This window comes from [Flexibacter] sp. ATCC 35208 (genome assembly GCF_001975825.1).
Taxonomy (GTDB): Bacteria; Bacteroidota; Bacteroidia; order Chitinophagales; family Chitinophagaceae; genus Chitinophaga.
Map to the genome: position 1 here is coordinate 1 of NZ_MTKN01000060.1, position 18433 is coordinate 18433.

The 18433-nt window shown below is 40.6% G+C and carries 11 protein-coding genes; 2 read left to right on the forward strand and 9 right to left on the reverse strand.

All coding sequences use genetic code 11. The annotated features are described in order from the left end of the window. Window positions 1-241 precede the first annotated feature (241 nt). Window positions 242-652: a fasciclin domain-containing protein gene (locus BW716_RS27690; RefSeq protein WP_083729124.1), complete on the forward strand. Its 411-nt coding sequence runs from the start codon at window positions 242-244 to the stop codon at window positions 650-652. Window positions 653-726: 74 nt separating this feature from the next. Next, the gene (locus tag BW716_RS27695) at window positions 727-975 is read left to right on the forward strand and encodes a DUF1003 domain-containing protein (RefSeq protein ID WP_083729126.1); all 249 of its coding nucleotides are present in this window, start codon (window positions 727-729) and stop codon (window positions 973-975) included. Between the two features lie 214 nt (window positions 976-1189). Here BW716_RS27695 and BW716_RS27700 read toward each other — a convergent pair whose 3' ends face one another. The 9 genes from BW716_RS27700 to BW716_RS27740 all read right to left on the reverse strand — a co-directional run bounded on the left by BW716_RS27700 (window position 1190) and on the right by BW716_RS27740 (window position 18414). Then, the gene (locus tag BW716_RS27700; RefSeq protein ID WP_083729128.1) at window positions 1190-3205 is read right to left on the reverse strand and encodes a M13 family metallopeptidase; all 2016 of its coding nucleotides are present in this window, start codon (window positions 3203-3205) and stop codon (window positions 1190-1192) included. A 333-nt stretch (window positions 3206-3538) separates the two neighbouring features. After that, on the reverse strand, window positions 3539-6685 hold the full coding sequence (locus BW716_RS27705; RefSeq protein WP_083729130.1) for an efflux RND transporter permease subunit: 3147 nt from the start codon (window positions 6683-6685) through the stop codon (window positions 3539-3541). Between the two features lie 10 nt (window positions 6686-6695). Then, complete coding sequence (locus tag BW716_RS27710; RefSeq protein WP_083729132.1) at window positions 6696-7757, reverse strand: efflux RND transporter periplasmic adaptor subunit; 1062 nt, start codon at window positions 7755-7757, stop codon at window positions 6696-6698. Window positions 7758-7770: 13 nt separating this feature from the next. Then, window positions 7771-9120 (reverse strand): TolC family protein, encoded by a 1350-nt coding sequence (locus tag BW716_RS27715; RefSeq protein ID WP_083729134.1) that lies wholly within the window; start codon window positions 9118-9120, stop codon window positions 7771-7773. Window positions 9121-9239: 119 nt separating this feature from the next. After that, window positions 9240-9842, reverse strand: a complete 603-nt coding sequence (locus tag BW716_RS27720) for a TetR/AcrR family transcriptional regulator (protein WP_083729136.1) — start codon at window positions 9840-9842, stop codon at window positions 9240-9242. A gap of 222 nt (window positions 9843-10064) precedes the next feature. Continuing rightward, window positions 10065-13628, reverse strand: a complete 3564-nt coding sequence (locus BW716_RS27725) for an RICIN domain-containing protein (protein WP_083729138.1) — start codon at window positions 13626-13628, stop codon at window positions 10065-10067. Between the two features lie 338 nt (window positions 13629-13966). Then, complete coding sequence (locus BW716_RS27730) at window positions 13967-15082, reverse strand: PepSY domain-containing protein (protein ID WP_143709070.1); 1116 nt, start codon at window positions 15080-15082, stop codon at window positions 13967-13969. A 17-nt stretch (window positions 15083-15099) separates the two neighbouring features. Continuing rightward, window positions 15100-17250 carry a TonB-dependent siderophore receptor gene (locus BW716_RS27735; protein ID WP_083729142.1) on the reverse strand — a complete coding sequence of 717 codons (2151 nt, stop codon included), beginning with the start codon at window positions 17248-17250 and terminating at the stop codon, window positions 15100-15102. A gap of 198 nt (window positions 17251-17448) precedes the next feature. Beyond that, window positions 17449-18414 (reverse strand): DJ-1/PfpI family protein, encoded by a 966-nt coding sequence (locus BW716_RS27740; RefSeq protein ID WP_083729144.1) that lies wholly within the window; start codon window positions 18412-18414, stop codon window positions 17449-17451. Window positions 18415-18433 lie beyond the last annotated feature (19 nt).

Sequence of the window (18433 nt, forward strand, 5' to 3'; positions counted from 1 at the left end):
GACTTTTGGGTCAGCCCCTTTTAGGTGGGATGATGACTAGCAAATTCAATACAAAAAAGCCTTCTGAAGGCTTACTGATCAATGAAAGTTTTTTAGCGGGCCGAACATGGGATCGCATTGAGATACTGCTTTTTATAGCACCAGCCTGATACATACCCCAATAATAAATAGTTGTTAATCAAACAATAAGACTAACTTACATAAGCTGCAGGTTATTCTACCAGCAGATAAATCAAACATTATGTCAAATGTTGTGGAAGTAATTGTGGTGGATAGAAATTTGACCACTATGTCAAAAAGCATACAAGCGGCGGGATTAGATGAAAAGTTGTCTCAAAAAGGACCTTTTACAATTTTTGCGCCTACTAATATTGCGTTTGGCAAACTACAAGCAATTAAGATGAATGACTTGTTAAAGACAGAAAACAAAGAAAGTTTAATTACCTTTTTGAATCACCATGTGATAGATGGGATCACCAACTATAAGGATCTGAAAGATAATCAGAAACTAGTCACTACAAATGGCAGGGAATTAACAGTGAAGTTTGTTTCCGGAAAGGTTACAATTAATAATGCTGTCTTGCAGGGTAGGGATAGTATTGGATCTAACGGCATAGTTCATTCATTGGATACAGTTATTCAATTTGACTAGAGAGCATATTGTGACAAAAGCCATTGGTAAAATACCAGTGGCTTTTTCCATTTAAGGATGACCATAGTAGATAAATGAATGAAGAATGTTTAGTTGAGCAATTGGCACCTGTCATAATGATGAGCCAAAACCGCCAGGAAGAAAAGGACCGGATGAGAAATGAAAATGATTACCTGATCAATATGAAATCTGAAATCGTAATTCGAAGCCTGGATCAGAAGATGGACTTATTATTGAGGGAACAAATTAAAACCCTTTACGACATGCAGGTAGAACAAATTGCGCTGCTTCAGAAATTAACTGCAAATGTAGAAAAGGAATGATACTGCGCTGAGTACTTCATCAACGCAGAAATAGCAAAGGGGGCATCTCAAAACTTCGAGACGCCCCCTTTTTATTCGGGTACCATATGGAGAGAATTCCCGTACCTGCAATTCTCATGACCTTCCTGTTACTTAGGATACTTCGCCTTTATGTTTTACTAAACGTTAACTTAATTAGCAGACCATGAGGGACAATTTTCGCACCTTCCGCAATTTACCAAATCCTGATCCGCTTATTCTCCTCCAGGTACATCTGCTGTCCTGGTTGCACATTAAACGCTGAGTAAAAAGCCGGAATATTCATCAGTGGGCCATTTACACGCCAAATGGGTGGAGAATGGGGATCGTTATTGACCCAGTAACGCAGGTATTCGTCTTTCATTTTCACCCGCCAGATCCTGGCTATTGAAAAGAAAAATCGCTGATCTGGTGTAAAGCCGCCGATCCTTGTTGTATCCTGGCCTTGTTTGGTCATTTTAAACGCATCATATGCTACGGCAATCCCACTTAGGTCTGCTGTATTTTCGCCTACTGTAAGCGCACCTTTTACATGAATGCTGTCTAATACGGTGAATTGGCTGTACAGGTCAATCACCTGTTGTGTCCTGGCTTTAAACTTCTCATAGTCCTGAGGTGTCCACCAGCTTTTTACATTACCGTCTTTATCAAACTGGGCACCCTGGTCGTCGAACGTATGCGTCATTTCATGGCCGATCACCATGCCAATACCACCATAGTTAAGTGCGTCATCCGCGTTGTTATCAAAGTAAGGCGGTTGCAGAATGCCGGCGGGGAACACAATTTCGTTGGCGTAAGGATTGTTATAAGCAGTAACAGTGGAAGGTGTAGTGAACCACTCGGTCTTGTCAACTGGCTTACCCAGTTTGGCCAGGTTATATTGGAAGTTGTTCGCGGCTGCCGATACCACATTTTCAAAATATTTATTCCTCACCACGGTTACATTTTTATATTCGCGCCACTTATCGGGGTATCCGATCTTTTTGGTGATGGCAAATAATTTCTCCTTGGCTTTTTGTTTGGTGCTGTCACTCATCCAGTCCAGCGAGTCTACCCTATTGGAGAATGCTTTCTGCAGGTTATTCACAAGCTCCAGCATCCGTGTTTTGGCAGACTCCGGGAAATATAGCTTCGTATATAATTGTCCCAATGCCTGGCCCAGGTAGGCGTCTACAACGCTGGACATGGTCTCGCCGCGTGTTTTTTGCATAGCCTGCCCCGTAAGGGCTTTATTATATTCAAAGGATGAATTTACAAAGGGTTTGCTGAGGTAGTCAGCATAATTACTAATATAATTCGCTCTCAGGTATATTTTCCAATCCTCGAGCGGGATCGATTTGAGGAGGGTGTTCAACTTATCATAATAACCTGGCTGGGCTACATCCAGCGAATCCATGGAAGCACCCAGATGTTGGAAGTAACTCTTCCATCCTATATTAGGTTGTTGCTTATTTAAATCAGCCAGCGCTACCTTATGGAAATTGTCTTTTATATTCCGCAGTTCAATATTGGTTTTATGTGATGTTGCCAGTTGCTTTTGGATATTGTAAACAAGTACTGCATTTTTTTGCGCTAACGCAGTATCGCTTCCCGTCAAATTAAAAAGATCTGAGAGATATTTTTTATATGCTTGTTGTATAGCAACGGTGGCAGTGTCAGTCTTGAAGTAATAATCCCTGTCAGGCATGCCGATACCAGTTTGATAAATATGCCCCATATTCATGCTACTGTTTTCCTGATCGGGTGAAACCTGAAAATCAATAAGAGATGGGTTTGACAATTTGGTTTCTTCCACTATGAATGAAAGCATATCAGCAATACTGGTGATGGCATTGATCCGGGATAACCCGGTTTTGAGAGGTTCAAAGCCACGCTGATCGACGGTATTGGTATCCATTCCGGCTGCAAAGAAATCACCGAGCTTTTGTTCAAGGCTGCCAGCGGGGGCATTACTTTTTGATACGCTATCAAGGATACCCTGTAACCTGAGACGTTGCTGATAGTTCATAAACCGGTATGCTCCCACGCCCGACTGGCTGGGTGGTATTTGTGCGGTATCATACCATTTTAGGTTTACATAATTATAAAAATTATCGCCAGGCCGGATGGTTGAGTCGATGCCTTCAATAGCAATAAAGGGTTTTTCGTTAGTTCGTGGTTGACAGGCAACAAAAGAAACTAAGAAAACGGATAGAAAGAACCAGTTTTGCATATGGATTAGATTGGTTGCGAAATGATGATGGATCTTTTATAAAGATATCGTTTCTATCTTATACATCATACATTCAGATGCCGGGGCTAGATAAAATTGGGGATGATTCCGGCAATTAAATGTCGTTGGATTTTGTATTTCAGAATCAACAGCTACAACTTTAGAACAGTTGCCCACGATAAAAACAATCATAGACCAAATTAAACGCTGGGCTGCTTAAGCACCTCACCCACCATTTACTACATAAAAAAGAACACCCGTGTAAGAATACACAGGTGTTTACTTAAACCTACAACTGTAATTCAGATCATTTCGGACCTAAAAAAGATTTTATTACGATAATACCTGGTGTGAAGCTAATAAACCTTCACTTTTAAAAGTTTTAGTCTTACGTTTTTGCAATTTATCTTTTATCATATCCACAACATAATAAGCCATTGGAACTACAAACACTGTCAGTACAAGACTGGAACTCAACCCACCTATCAATACCCAGCCAAGACCATTTTTCCATTCAGAACCTGCACCATGTGCTATAGCAATAGGAAACATACCGGCTACCATGGCTACAGTTGTCATCAGGATCGGGCGGAGCCTTGTTTTCCCGGCATCGATCAGTGCATCAAATGTCGACTCCCCTTCCTGTTTCCTGTGATTGGCAAAATCTACAATCAGAATAGCATTCTTTGCTACCAAGCCGAATAACATGATGATTCCAAGCATGGTAAACATACTCATAGATGATTTTGCCAGGTTCAGCGCTAAAAAGGCACCAATAAATGACACGGGTATGGAAAACAACACCACAAATGGATATACAAAGCTATCATACAATGCTACCATTACCAGGTACATCAATACCAGCGCAGCCATCATGGCTATCCCTAACGCACCCATTGATTCCTCTTGCCTTTCTGCATCCCCGCTCCATTTCAGATCAACACCCGGAGGCAGCGGATGCTCCATTAAGGATTGCTTTATTATATCGGTCACAATACCAGATGTCACTCCTAATACATTACTTTTCACAGTCACTGCCGTTCTGCGATCTTTCCTTTCCAATACACTCGGCCCACTTCCCTGCACTACATCTGCAAACTGAGACAACCGGATCTGCTGATTGGCTGTGTTTACAAATACAAGGTTTTTCACATCAGATACATTCTGTCTGTCAAAATCATCAAACTTGATATTGATATCATACTCATTTGTACCTACCCGGAACTTCGCATCTGTATTTCCGGCATATGCATTCTTCAAGGTACTTCCTACTGTATTTATATCCAATCCCAGCTGGGACATTTTATCCCTGTCAATATTTACTTCTACCTGAGGATTACCGTCTTCCACGCTTAACGAAATATCGTTGGTCCCAGGCATTTCTTCTATCCTGCGTTTCAGCTCACCTGCCGTCTTCATCAACAGATCATAGTTTTCCGAACTCAATACGATCTGGATAGGATCTCCCATATTTACCATCCCCACCACGCTGGAGCGAATTTTAACACCCGGAAATTTCCTTTCAATTTCATGGCTTTTCTGAATCATATATTGCTCAGTCGTCAACGAGCGAACAGCTTTATCCACCAGTTTAACTGTCAATTCAGACTTATATTCACTGCCTACTGCTGCCACAGATTGAAGCCCTGAAGTACTGGGCCCTGCTACATTTGAAAAAACGGATACTACTTCAGGTAATGATAACAGATAATTCTCTATACGCTTTGTAGTCAGATTATTTTGAATGACCGTTGTATTTTTATCATATTCAAGTTTTAGCTGAATTTTCCCCTGGTCCCCACTCGCAACTAACTCACTTCCCAGTATACCCATATTCATAACAACAGCAGTGGCTACAAACAAAAAAATTACTATAGCTGTCATTATCAACTTATGATGCAACACCCATTTTAAAGCATTGGTATACCAGTTTGTCAATTGGTGAATAAGCTCCTCAAACCCGATCAGGATCTTATGCAACCAGTTTTTTTCATTCAGTGTAGTTATTTTTCCAAACCTGGATGCCAACCAGGGAGTGAGCGTATAACAAACGAAGAGGCTGAATAATGTGGCAATAACAATGGTAAGGGAATACTGCCTTAGCATAGGTGCGATTGTTGTATTGACTAAAGCGATAGGACCAAATACAACCACATCTACCATTGTAATAGCTAAGGCAGAAAATCCAATTTCCATCCTTCCATCCAGTGCAGCCTGCCTTTTAGGCTTCCCCATATGCAGGTGACGGTGTATATTCTCCAGCACAACGATGGAATCATCTACCAGTATACCTATTACCAATGAAAGGGCCAGTAATGTCATCAGGTTCAGCGAATATCCCAACAGATACATCAATGTGAATGTTGAAATAAGAGATGAAGGAATAGCCACCAATACAATTAGTGAATCGCGCAGACTATGCAGGAAAAGAAGCATAATTGTGGCCACCAGTATAATTGCAATCAAAAGGTCATGTTCTACCGCTTCAGCAGACTCCATAGTAAAATCTGCAGTATCATCAGCAATGGTAAATTTTACATTTTGTGAAGCATATTTTTTCTGTAACAGGTTTAATTTGGCTTTCACCTGCTTACTAATTTCAACGGCATTGGCTCCATTCTGCTTTTTGATCAATATACCAATCCCATTGACACCATTATAACGACTCACAGCCACAGCGTCCTTTACTACATCGCTGACAGTAGCAATATCCTTCAGTTTGATTACACTGCCTGTCACAGGCTGTGCAACCACTAATTCTGAAATTTCAGCAACAGATGTAAACTTGCCGGTTACCCGAACCGTCATTTGTTGCTGCCGTGTCTTGACTTTTCCCGTAGGAAATTCTGCATTGCCACGATTCACAGCATCTACTACCTGCGCAATAGATAATCCATAATAGTCCAGTTTTTCCTTATTAACATTAATCTGAATTTCCCGCTCCTGTCCACCTAAAAGTGTAATTTCTCCGACCCCGCCGATCTGTTGAAACTGTGGTTTTATTTCATTTTTTACAATGTCGTAAAATCGGGCATTATCCATCGCAGAGGTGGCCGTTAGCTGCATGATCGGTTGATCACTGGGAGTGATCTTAGAGATGGAAGGGGTTTTTACATCATCGGGCAGGTCAGACATAATATTATTGATTTTACGCTGCAATTCCTGTTGCTTATTATCAATATCAGTGCCCATCGTAAATTCAGCCTGGATAACCGAATTACCCTCCATAGATTGAGATGTCATATTTTTCAATCTGTCTACCCCACTTAATACATCTTCGATTTTCTTCGTTACTGTCTGCTCTACGTTTGTTGGTGTCGCGCCCGGATATGACGTAGATACTACCAGTGTAGGCTGGGATATATCCGGCATTAGCTCGTAATTCAACATGGTATAACAAAACAATCCACTTCCTATCAGAATGGTAAAGATCACAATGATCATGGAAGGTCTGTCTATCGCTATTTTTGTTAATGACATAATTACTTGTTTAATGATTATTAGGGATCGTCACTTTTGCCCCTTCAAAAAGGTTTACCAGTCCGCCTGTCGCAATGATCTCTCCTTCTTTCAGTCCACTTTTTGCCTGTACTTCCGTCTCATTGCCCGCCCCATTTTCAATAACCCGAATATGGGCCACACCGTTTTCAATTACAAATACTTCCGGTTCTTTAGATGATCCGATGAGTGCAGATCGCGGAACAGCAATAACAGGAGCATGCCCCGTTTCAGAAAGTTGAATACGACCATACATACCTGCTTTCAGTAAATGATCACTATTATTAACAAGGATCTTTAAAGTATAATTATGAGATGCATCCGCCTTTGCACCTACCATATCAACAACACCAATAAACTTTTTATCAGGATACACATCTGTACCGACAGTAATATCCTGGCCTTTTTTGAAAGAAGTAATGTTACCCTCCGGTACATTTATTTCCAGTTTAAGCTGATCGATATTCGTCAACTCCGCTATCTGGCTACCCGCAGCTACTACAGCTCCCAATTCAAAATTTTTAGCGGTAATGATACCGCTGAATGGGGCTTTGATCGTACACATACTGATTTGTTTTTCCAGTTGTGCTACCTCCGCTTTACTGGTCATGATCTGTGTGCGTGCATTATCCATTTGCAATTTAGTAACCCCACTGGCAGCACCTTCATACCGTTGTAGTGTAGATACCGCGTTATCATAACTTGCTTTTGCAGAGGCCAGCTGGGCTTTTAAAAGATCAGTATCTAACTGTGCCAATAAATACCCGGCCGAAACAGCATCGCCTTCTTTAATATTGATAGTAACAACTTTCCCGGCAGTTTCAGAGGAAATACTTACCTCCCTTACAGGTGTAAATGCTCCCAGAAAAGTAGTATTCTGAACCATCGATGCCATTCTGATGGTGTCTGCCTGGATGGCGACTCTTTGTTCCGGATCTTTCCTGTATATTTTTTCTTTGACTTCTTCCTGATTACCTTTCAATTTGACGATGACAATGACTACAAGGGTTACTATGATCCCCCCGGTAATAGCATATCGGATAATAGCTTTCATGTTTTAATAGTATTTATTGATTCAGTAAGGTGCCTTGTGCTTTTTTAAGCTCCAGTTCTGCCTGTTTGATGTTGATGATGGCTTTTATATAATTGTTTTGCGCGGTATATAATTCACTTTGGGAATTGATGACATCAGTAATTTTTGCAATCCCATTCTGATATTGCAGTTTAATATCATCCAGTACTTTTTGTGCAAGGTTCAGGTTTCTTTTCTTGGCCTGTAAAGTGAGGATATTCGTTTTTAAATCAGCATTCGCGTTAGCCACATTTTTCAGGCTTTGCTGTTTAATTTGTTCGGCTTGTATATCATATTGTTTAATGGCGATAGACTTATTCTTTATCTGGTACTTTTTACTAAAACCATCAAAGATGGGTATACTCAAGGCAACCTTGAAAGAAGAAGATGAGTACCATTTATCATTCAGGTTGTTAAAAGGATTGGCATTTGAGTAAAAGGCGGATATGCCATAGTTTCCACTTAGCGTGAGAGATGGCAGGTATCCTGCTTTAATATTCTTACGTTGAATTTCAGCCAGATGTCTATTTTCAAGCACCTGCAGATAGTCTGTTTTTTTCATAATATCCAGTCCGGGCGGCTCCGGTGAAATAAGAGGCTGATTGTCCTCATACTCACTCACGGTTAACTTTGTATCCAGCGGAACATTCATGAATAGTTTCAGCACGTTGTATTCCTTATCAAGGTTATTGGAAGCAGTTTCAAGGTCAGCCTTTGTATTGTCTCTTGATACAAACAGGCGGTCGACATCAGTTTCAGTCGCCAATCCTGATTTATATTGATCGCTGGTCGATTGTAAGAGTTCTTCAGTATTAGAGAGGTTTTTGGTTGTCAGTTCAATTTGCTTCAGGATGGTTTGGATATTATAATAAGTAGCTGAAACGTTATATACCAGGTCTTCTTTGGAGCTTTGAATTTGTAGTTGGTTGATGTTCAGGGAAACTTTTGCAGCCTTAAGGGCGATCAGGGAGGAAGCGTTAAAAATAGTCTGGCTAATATCCAGGGACCCTGATTTTGTTTGCGGTACGCTAAACTGTGCTGCCTGGTAGGTACCTGGGGTGCCACCGAAAAGATCGGCAGGAATCATTTGCACCGGTACTTTAAACTGGTATTGATAATATCCACTGGCACTTATGTTTGGCAACAGGCTGCTATAGGCTTGTCCTACATCAGCTTTTGTTTTTTCCAGTCCATATTGGTCGGATTGTATTTGCAAGCTATTTTTTAATGCAGTATCCAGGCATTGGTTCAATGTAAAAATTTGCTGCGCAGGGGATACTGAAGATACTATTAGACCGGCCGACAATAACAACAACCGAAGCGTTCTCCTGTTTTTATTTATCATTTTTGCTAAATTAAATACCTAAAAAAAGCGTCTATGTAGACGCATCGATACGACGTTTTTATTTAGCATTTTTGCTAAATAAAAGATAAAAAAATAAGTGCCCGGGCACCTATCTTTAACTAATTTCTAAAAAGCACCTTTAGCACCAGCTGCTTTCGTTCTTTAATGAAGATTTGATATTTATGTTCGTCCATTATCATCATTTCCTTAAGCAACGGCTTAGAAATGATTGGATATGCGCATAGTGAAATAACATTGGCCATGAACTGCTGAGCTGACATATCCGGTATATTTCCCATTTTTATTTCTTCTTTCAGCTCCTTTTCAATATTTACTAATAAGAATTTAACTTCTTCTGATGCGGGCTTTAGTACATTATGTGCGCCACTATTCACCTCTGTAATGAGAAACATTTCGAGATAAGGATACTTTAAGTTGTTGTCTATAAAGAATTCAACAAACTGCCCTATCTTCTCTCTAAATGACATATTGCTTCTAAAAAACAGCTCCCGCATGCGCATATCTATAACAGACAGTGCTTCTTTGAAGACCACCTGAAGTAATTGCTCCCTTTTTTTAAAATAATAATAAAGAAGGCCCCTATTTACGCCAGCAGCATCAGCAATAGTCTGTGTTTTAGCATGAATATTGCCCTCCACGAAAAAAATCCGCATAGCGGTTTCTATAATCAGTCTCTCTGTTTGTGCATCTTTTACCGGCATCAATATTTTTTAATACATGACAAAGATAAGATAGATTTTTAATGCTCCAACTTTTTTTTAGCAAAAATGATAAATATAATCTATCAGGACACTTACTGTCAAATCGTTCTTGATAAGACCACTTGAAGGATTTCAAGTTTTCTGCAGGCTCCCCGGGACAAGTTTCCAGCCAGCGCTCGGAAACAAGGAAGGTCCATCATTCCTGATGAACCTTCCTTACAATTAGTACTTCACAACCTTTTTACTCAAAACTTTGTCACCAATCGTAACATTGACAATATAAAGCCCGGCAGGCAATGCAGACAGATTAAACTGCTGACCGCTGTAAATCTTCCGGGCCGGACTCACCAATGTTCCGGATGCATTGTAAATACGCATATAAAGCTTTTCTTCTTTTGTAGCAGCCAATTTTATCGTTATCATGCTTGTAGCAGGGTTTGGATCTACAGAAAGTGAGGACGTAGTTTCTGCGGCAACAGCAGCCGCACCGGCGGTGAATGCCCACTGACCATTTATCTGTCCGATATTTGACCATTGATGTACCAGTCCTCCGCCTGAAACACCATTTACCTGCAACACCTTTCCGCTGTGTTTAGCAATAATCTTATAGTAACCGTCTCCGGTAGCAACGATGATAAAATTCTGATGACTTTCAACCGGATCATGATATGGGTGCTGAATTACATTGGCACCATTTAAAAGAGAAGCGGCATTTACATCCAGCGATTTGCTGCTGTGTTTAGCGAGGATCTTATAATTACCATCGCCCAGATGTGTAAAGATAAACTGCTGGTTGGCGTTACCATTATACTCAGAGTGAATGACACTGGCACCATCGGCAGTAGATGCTCCGTTTACATCCATCTGTAAACCACTGGCCCTGTTCTGTATAAAATACGTACCTGAGAGATTGGTAACGCCATTCGTCAACACACGTATAGAGGTCGTTTTATCATGGAGTGCAGACCAGGTAATACAGTTATTATTTGCAGTCAGCGTTTCTGTCTGACCAGTAAAGTTATCATCTGCATACAGAATTACTTTATATCCTTCGGCTACTACCAATGATGAAATCGCATCATCAGGTATACCTTTTGCATTCATCTGCGCCAGGGTATAGTTGCCTACAGGGAGACTGACAGCAGTTCCGCTGTAATTACAATCTACATAAGTGATCACCGGATCTGTACTACTAAATGGCAAAGCGGTGAACTCCCAGCTTCCCGGACTCACTTTAAACTGTACAGATACATCATTCTGCTGAAAGAACGTAACACCACTCACGCCACCTAAGAAAGTACCATTTTTCCATACGGTTACACCTCCTACCTTAATCTCAGAAATAAGGGTGGACAATACATCTTTTGGAACACTTACAATGGCAGTGGTGCCTGAAGGAGATGTGAGGCTTTGTGTAAAACCAGTGCTGCCAAGAGAGAAGCTGGCGATGATATTTCCTTTCACACTGGGTACTACGCCAGCAAATTGCGTAACGCCTCCCGGCTGTGGAGCAAATGTAAACTCAACATAAGCAGGCTGTGTAGGACGGATACCCAGGAGGTAAGCACTCATCACATACAAGGGACCGGCAGACCATGCATGGTTATTACTGGAATATCCAGCATTACTGTTACTTTCTGTAAAATCTTCCCACAGGGTAGATGACCAGCTGTTGATCATCGGTGTAAAACGATTCTTCATGCGTGTAATAGCAGCAGTTGGGTCCAGCTTAAACAGGTTTTCTTCAACGTACATTTCCTGGTATGGACCTGCATCATTTCTGTTTTTCAAAACACTCAGCGCACCGGCTTTCTGCTGATCATTGGCCAGTCCGGTAGATAAAGCCCAGGCATTACTTCTGTCATCAACCAAACGGGATGACACATTGCTGGACATATAGGCACGTGATGCGTTGTTCCAGAAATAATTATTGAAGTTGTTCTTCACCTTTGTCTGCAGTCCCTGGTAATAAGTCGCATCGGCAGTCTGGCCTAAAAGGTTTGCCGTATTAATAGCGGTTTCCAGAACAGAGATATAAAGTGCGTTGAACACCGTATTGGCACTGCCTACAGGTACGGGATCAATGTTAGTACCCCAGTCAATCCAGTTCCATGCATCATTTTGCAACAGGAGCATACCGTCAGCATTAGAGCTGGCTACACAAAACTGGATGTATTTTTTTAATTGCGGATAGATTTCCTGTAACAAAGCTCTGTCTCCGCTATACATGTAGTACTTCCAGATCATGGCAACTGCGGCCAGGTTCTGATCAGGCAGATGAAAGGAGGTACCTGGTGCTGTTGTATAGAGGGAACCATTTCCTTTCTGTGTATTCATCAATTCGCGGAAAGCTTTGCGTGTCAGTTTATTTACACTGGTATCGTATAAATAGAATGAGTAGAGGATTTGTTCAGATACATCTCCCCACCATTGGCCACGTTCACGGTCAGGACAATCATAGTACTGATCACGCATACATACTTTGGACGTGTTTTTAGCCTTTGTCCACAAAGTATTTAACGATGCATCAGAAGAATTAAACTGGCCGGTGATATCTACATTATAACTGGACTCTCTGTATTTCAGACCCAATATCTGTACTGTCCCTGTTACGTTTGAGAACTCGTAGGTAACGGTATGATTACTTGAGTTCTGCCATGCAAAACATTCAAATTCCTGATCACCGGCTTTGGTAATATATTCCTGCCAGTAATGCCTGTTTACAGTAATTTTTATTTTCACGCCTGCAGGGGCATTTACGTGCAAATAGGGACGCAACTGTATATTGGTACCAACAGTTCCGGTAATGGTCGTATTAGCTGTAACAGAGGCTGGTATTGAATTCTGATAATTGCTTAATTCAGCCTCTCTCCAGAATGGGATACCGCGGGGTACGAGTGAATTCCAGGGTGCAACTGGGGGGAGACCTTTCTTTACGGCTGTGGCCCATGAGGCATCGTTAAAACCTGCACTTGTCCAGCCGGCGGGTTCATTTGCGGCATCATAGGAAACAGGGAATGCAATCCATTTGTAATCCTGTCCGTTCAGAATTAATTGAGTGGTAGCTCCAAAAGAAGGATGCACGCTGTACTTCCAGGTATCATCTGACACAACTACGGAACCGGCATCAAATAATAAACCGCCATTGCCGACAGCCCGTTCTGAATAACCATTCTGTCCTCCTTTATACCATACCAATACGGCAATGGTATTCTCACCAGCCTGCAGATAGGGTGCAATATCTACTTCATCATAATAGGTATTCACCAGATCAGGACGAATAGAGAGCCCACCATCTTTTACCACCAGCTGATTATTTACATACAGCCAGTACTTATTTTCTGCGGCAATTTTAGTGAGTGCGGAAGCGGGTTTGGATGCAAGGCTTAGCTTTTTCCTGAAAGCGATCCAGGTGTTTGCCGGACCAGCATTGGGGGACCAGATCCAGTTGGCCGTTCCCTGTGAAGGGGGAATCATGCTGACAATAAAAGAGGTTACCTGGTCATTCCATTCAGTACCAATCCATGTAGAAGATGCAGTGGAACTAAAGGATTTTCCGGTAAAATTATCATCCGCAAAAAAGGTAATCTGATACCCTGAAGGGATGGAAAAAGAGGAGAGGCCATCATCCGGGAAACCGGCCGCATTCATATCTGCAAGCCTGTAATTTCCAACGGGGAATGAGATAGCGGTGCCTCCATAATTAATATCACTGTATAGTACCACTTGGGCATGGGTGGCTAACGTACAGACCAGCAATAACAGCATTATTGTTTTTTGCTTCATAGGTTATTGATTTTGAGGGTTTATTGGTGAAAACGTGAACTACAGATTATAGGATTTCATAAGGGAAATTGACTTAAGCCTTGAAAAGTAAAAATAAAATTCCGATTAACTGTCCTTAGCTGTCTATGATCTTATATGGTATATGATCGATTCAATGATAGCTGATGCTATCCTTGCATTAATTTAAAAGCCTGAAAAGTGAGGTAACAAATGAAATTCAATGAGTTAAGGGAGTATCCCCCTGACCTGAGATTGTCAATATTATGTAAGCCATGAAAAAAACATTTGGTTTCAAACGCAAAAAAGCCTCGGGATTTATCATCTGAAGGCCTTCAATATCACCGGCTGTACCTTTTGCTATTCCCTTTTCGCTTCCAGTACAAATAAAAACCTGTAAGCGAAAGGATCCCGGGGGTCAAACCTATAATCACATACATCCACCGTAAAAGAAGACTGTCAAATTCGCCAACATGCAACCTTTTAAGCATCCAGTAAAAACGGTCAGAAAATGGCTTTTCTTCAATCCGATTAATCAGCTTGAGCTGGTTTGTATTAGCATCAAAATAAAGGTCACTCCCTTTTCCTTTATAAAGGGGATTTACGGTGGATGAAAAAGCTCCACTTACAATAACATCTTTTTCTTTGTCAGCCGAAACCATCATCGCAACAGGCGTAAACCCAACCACTTTCCCGGTATTCTCCAAAATGCTGTCAAGGTTTCCTTTGATCATGACGGTTTTATTTTGATAAGGAACGATTGCCCATTCAGCTGGCAGGAAAAGCGACTTATTCATCCAGAAACCAGTAAAGAACAGGATAAAATTAAACACCAGGCTCCATACACCCACTATCCTATGTAGCGATGAAAAAGTCGATGTGCTTTTCCCAAACTTAAACTTCACCTGGAATGTGACCACCTTAATTATTTGTTTCCTGTAAATGATGAAACCTGTTATGATGCTAATGATAAATAAAATGGAAATAATTGCTGTCATCAACCGTCCGGGTTTATCAATCTGGAAACAATAATGAGCGGAGTATAGCCACCTGAAAAAAGAAGTCTGAAATGAACGGAAATTTCCCTCCCTGATAATTTCACCAGTATAAGGATTGACAAATACACTATACAAATAGTTATCAGTAGTTTTCTGCTGATATAGATACAGCATAAATTCATAGCAGTCTGATGCCCTTTCAGGAAATTGTCTGACCATCATTCTGCGTATATGGGGGTGTTGTAGCAGTACCTTTCTATATAATGAATCTAAAGAAATTCGTTTGCCAGCTGCAGGTACACTAATCTGATGCAGATCCTTGCACCACGATTGCTCAATTTCTTTCTGGAAAACCAACATACTGCCGGACAATCCAAAAAAAAGGTAAAGCAGTCCCAGCATAAGACCGAGCCAGCTATGCACTTTAAATGATAGTTTGGTGAACTGCTTTACCTTCATATTAAATTTTGAACTGATTAAAAATGCATTTTTACAGATAGTATACACTGACGTAAAGCTCCGGGGCTGATAAAGCCACGCCCGCCATAATAATACTTTTTGTTGAATAAGTTATCTGCCGTAAATGCCCAGGTAAAACGGCTATGCTCATAGCTGATCATACTGTTGCATACGGTATACTCATTCGTATAAAATTGTCCGGCAGACTTGCTATCAATAATCAGATCTCGACCTACATAGTAGCCTCCAAATCCAACGGACAAACCACTGACAGGTCCATTTGAAAATCGATAATTTGCAAACCAGTTAGCTGACCATTCCGGACCGGAATTAACAGGTCTTAAGCCCTGCGTATTTGCATCTGCCAGGGTAAGTTTACTATCGTTATTTGCGGAACCGGCATGAAGGTACAATCCGCTGAGAGGTTGCACAGTAAGATCGGCTTCCAGCCCCCTACTATATTGTTTACCATCCTGTATGTAAAGGGTATTGTCATTGGGATTAGTACGGACAACATTCGTCACATTGATATCATAATAACTGAAGGTTGCATTTATTTTTCTGTTCCTGGTAGAAATTTTTATGCCCCCTTCCAGCTGATTACCATATTGTGGCTTAAAATTCATAACAGTACCATTTGTTTGTGATGTTGGTGCTACGTTTTGAAAGCCATTCATGTAATTAATGAATACAGTAAAGGTTTGTGGAATCAACTGATAAGTAATCCCCAATTTAGGCGAAAATGCTGTCTGGTCATATTTCCCGGACACAGTGCCTGCATTCTGATCTAATGTACCTGGATTGTTTAGATGATCAACTCTTGCACTTAGTGTAATGGATAGTGCTTCTATTGGGTTTATAACATCCGATAAATAAGCGGAATAAATATTTTGTTCTGATTTAGTCCGGTAAGGGGTAGAACCACTTAGTAAGTTTAATAAATATGGTTCAGACAACTTCGCAGCACTGCTACCGGGGTTAGTGATGGCCACAGTATCAAAATTCTTTCCCAGACTACTATAATCAGAAAGATAGATATAGTGGTAATAGTCCAACCCTGCAACTAAACGGTTCCGCCAGTTGGCTATCCTAAAATCCCCAATAAAATTCTGCTGGATTTGCTGGCTAATTATATTTTCCGGATTATAGTATAGCATTTTCCGAGCTACGGCTGTATTGTTTTGAACTAACGTATTGGTCTGGTAGGTGCCATCAGAGGAACCATATACACTTACAAAATTTGTTTCAGACCTCCATTGATTTGAGATGGTGTAAATTGCCTTGCCATAGAGATTCAACCCTGTAGTTCTCCAAAGCAGGCTATTATCCGTATATGATCTTTTGTAGTCCAGGTGCAAAGCTCCGGAACTTTGAGCGTTCGTCAATACACCATTCACTAAAGGATTAGAAGGAGTAAGCAATGTACTATTGGTAGATGTTCGTCTCTCAAATTCAGCCTCCAGCTCAAGTTGTAATCTCGGGGTTACTTTATAAGATAAGCTGGGGGTCAGAAAGATATTCCTGTATAATCCGGCATCCTGAAAGCTTTCTTTATAGGTATAGGCACCCATCATACGAAATAGTACATCATGGCTGGAATCCAAGGGTGTGTTTATATCCATTGTCACTCTCTGGAAATTGTTATTACCGCCTGCAATTTCAATATTGGTAAAGGTAGCATCTTCCGGTTTATAGGTAATGCTGTTAACAATCCCACCAAATACAACATTCGCACTACCAAACAAAGTACCAGCTGGTCCTTTTATAACATCTAACTGTTTTATATTGATCGTTTCACTGTTATAGGCCAAAAATGCATTTAACCCATTCCTGAAATTGGACCTTGTTCTAAAGCCTCTGATAGTGATATTAGGAGCGATACCAGCCCAGCTTGGCGTTACGCCAGCCACATTATTAAGTAGCGCGGATTGCGTATAATTATTCCGGTTTGAGATCAATTTTCCGTTTACTGAATTGACCACCTGTGGGTTTTCACAGTCCTTTATAGGAAGTCTTGCAGCCTGAAAGCTCGAAGAATCAATGGCTTTGATGTTTTTCGTACTGATCGTAATTGTGTCTAAATCTTTTTTACCATATTCCTGAGCGATTACGCTGGTAGGAAACAAGGCAATAGAAATCAATATAATTAGCGTAATTTCTTTCTTCATGTTGTTCAATTAATCATTGTTTTCATGTCCACGTAATAATGCACTTATGCACTATTAGAAATTATCAAAAGATATGATCTAATAAAGCATTCCTTAAATAGATGAATGATAATAATATTATGCGCAATAAATCTATACTATATGCGCTGCGTGTTATGATTATTACATTGTAGCATATTTCATCCAATACTGCTCTCCTTAATATCTTCCAACGTATGAAGCAGGATCTTGCATAAACCCATCTTTACATCCCTTACTACAAAATCCATATATCTTGCCATTATAATGTACCGTATCCGTAACTCCCATATTTAATGGCATTCCACAGAATAAGTCTTTCGCATTATCAAATTTGATGTCTTTGTAGGAAGTTACCGGATGCAATACTTTTTCCATTCCCATATCATACATGGAGCGCATTGCATTTACAATAGAAGTATCAGTGTTATAATCACTACCACCTTTAAATATCGGTTGTGGATCATATTCCAGATCAAGCATAATCGCTTTGGTATAATTCTCACCTCTGATCTCATTGATCAACGCAAGACCCATATCCATTCCGGCAGTAATACCTGCACTTGTCCAGTATTTACCGCTTCTGACATATCTTTTTTGTTGCACTTTAGCCCCAAATTCATCAGCCAAAATCTTCTTTCCCCACCAATGTGTTGTAGCATCTTTACCATTTAACAGACCTGTTGCACCCAGAATCCAGGCGCCTGTACATACACTTGTAGTAAATACAGAGGATGAGTCTATCGACTTTATCCAGTTGAGCAATGTTGTGTCTTTGGTTAATTCATAAGTCTCTTTAAAGCCACCTGGAATTACAAGGATATCTAAGTGCTTTACGTCAGCAATCGTAGTATCTATTTGTACCTTCATACCTCTTGCATCTGCTATCAAACCTCTATGCAAACCAACAAAAAAGACATTTGTTCCCATCAGCTCTCCCAATACATTATAAGGTCCCATCGCATCTAAAGTAGAATAGCCATCATATAATAAGATACCTACTGTCCTGACATCTATTTTGGGTTTTGGAAACATTTCCGCCAATTGCTCGTCGTGACTTTTTGTGGACCGGGCAGTTTCTTCTATTTTGTTTTTGCAGGATGCAATAGTCATCACTATTGCAAAAGCTATCATATTTTTTTTCATTGACTATTTTTAAAATGAA

Excerpts from the sequence above, each read along its gene's own strand:
- BW716_RS27720 (WP_083729136.1), bottom strand. The coding sequence starts at position 9,842 with ATGCCGGTAAAAGATGCACAAACAGAGAGACTGATTATAGAAACCGCT.
- BW716_RS27705 (WP_083729130.1), bottom strand. The coding sequence starts at position 6,685 with ATGTCATTAACAAAAATAGCGATAGACAGACCTTCCATGATCATTGTG.
- BW716_RS27700 (WP_083729128.1), bottom strand. The coding sequence starts at position 3,205 with ATGCAAAACTGGTTCTTTCTATCCGTTTTCTTAGTTTCTTTTGTTGCC.
- BW716_RS27695 (WP_083729126.1), top strand. The coding sequence starts at position 727 with ATGAATGAAGAATGTTTAGTTGAGCAATTGGCACCTGTCATAATGATG.
- BW716_RS27735 (WP_083729142.1), bottom strand. The coding sequence starts at position 17,250 with ATGAAGAAAGAAATTACGCTAATTATATTGATTTCTATTGCCTTGTTT.
- BW716_RS27740 (WP_083729144.1), bottom strand. The coding sequence starts at position 18,414 with ATGAAAAAAAATATGATAGCTTTTGCAATAGTGATGACTATTGCATCC.
- BW716_RS27730 (WP_143709070.1), bottom strand. The coding sequence starts at position 15,082 with ATGAAGGTAAAGCAGTTCACCAAACTATCATTTAAAGTGCATAGCTGG.
- BW716_RS27710 (WP_083729132.1), bottom strand. The coding sequence starts at position 7,757 with ATGAAAGCTATTATCCGATATGCTATTACCGGGGGGATCATAGTAACC.
- BW716_RS27690 (WP_083729124.1), top strand. The coding sequence starts at position 242 with ATGTCAAATGTTGTGGAAGTAATTGTGGTGGATAGAAATTTGACCACT.
- BW716_RS27715 (WP_083729134.1), bottom strand. The coding sequence starts at position 9,120 with ATGATAAATAAAAACAGGAGAACGCTTCGGTTGTTGTTATTGTCGGCC.
- BW716_RS27725 (WP_083729138.1), bottom strand. The coding sequence starts at position 13,628 with ATGAAGCAAAAAACAATAATGCTGTTATTGCTGGTCTGTACGTTAGCC.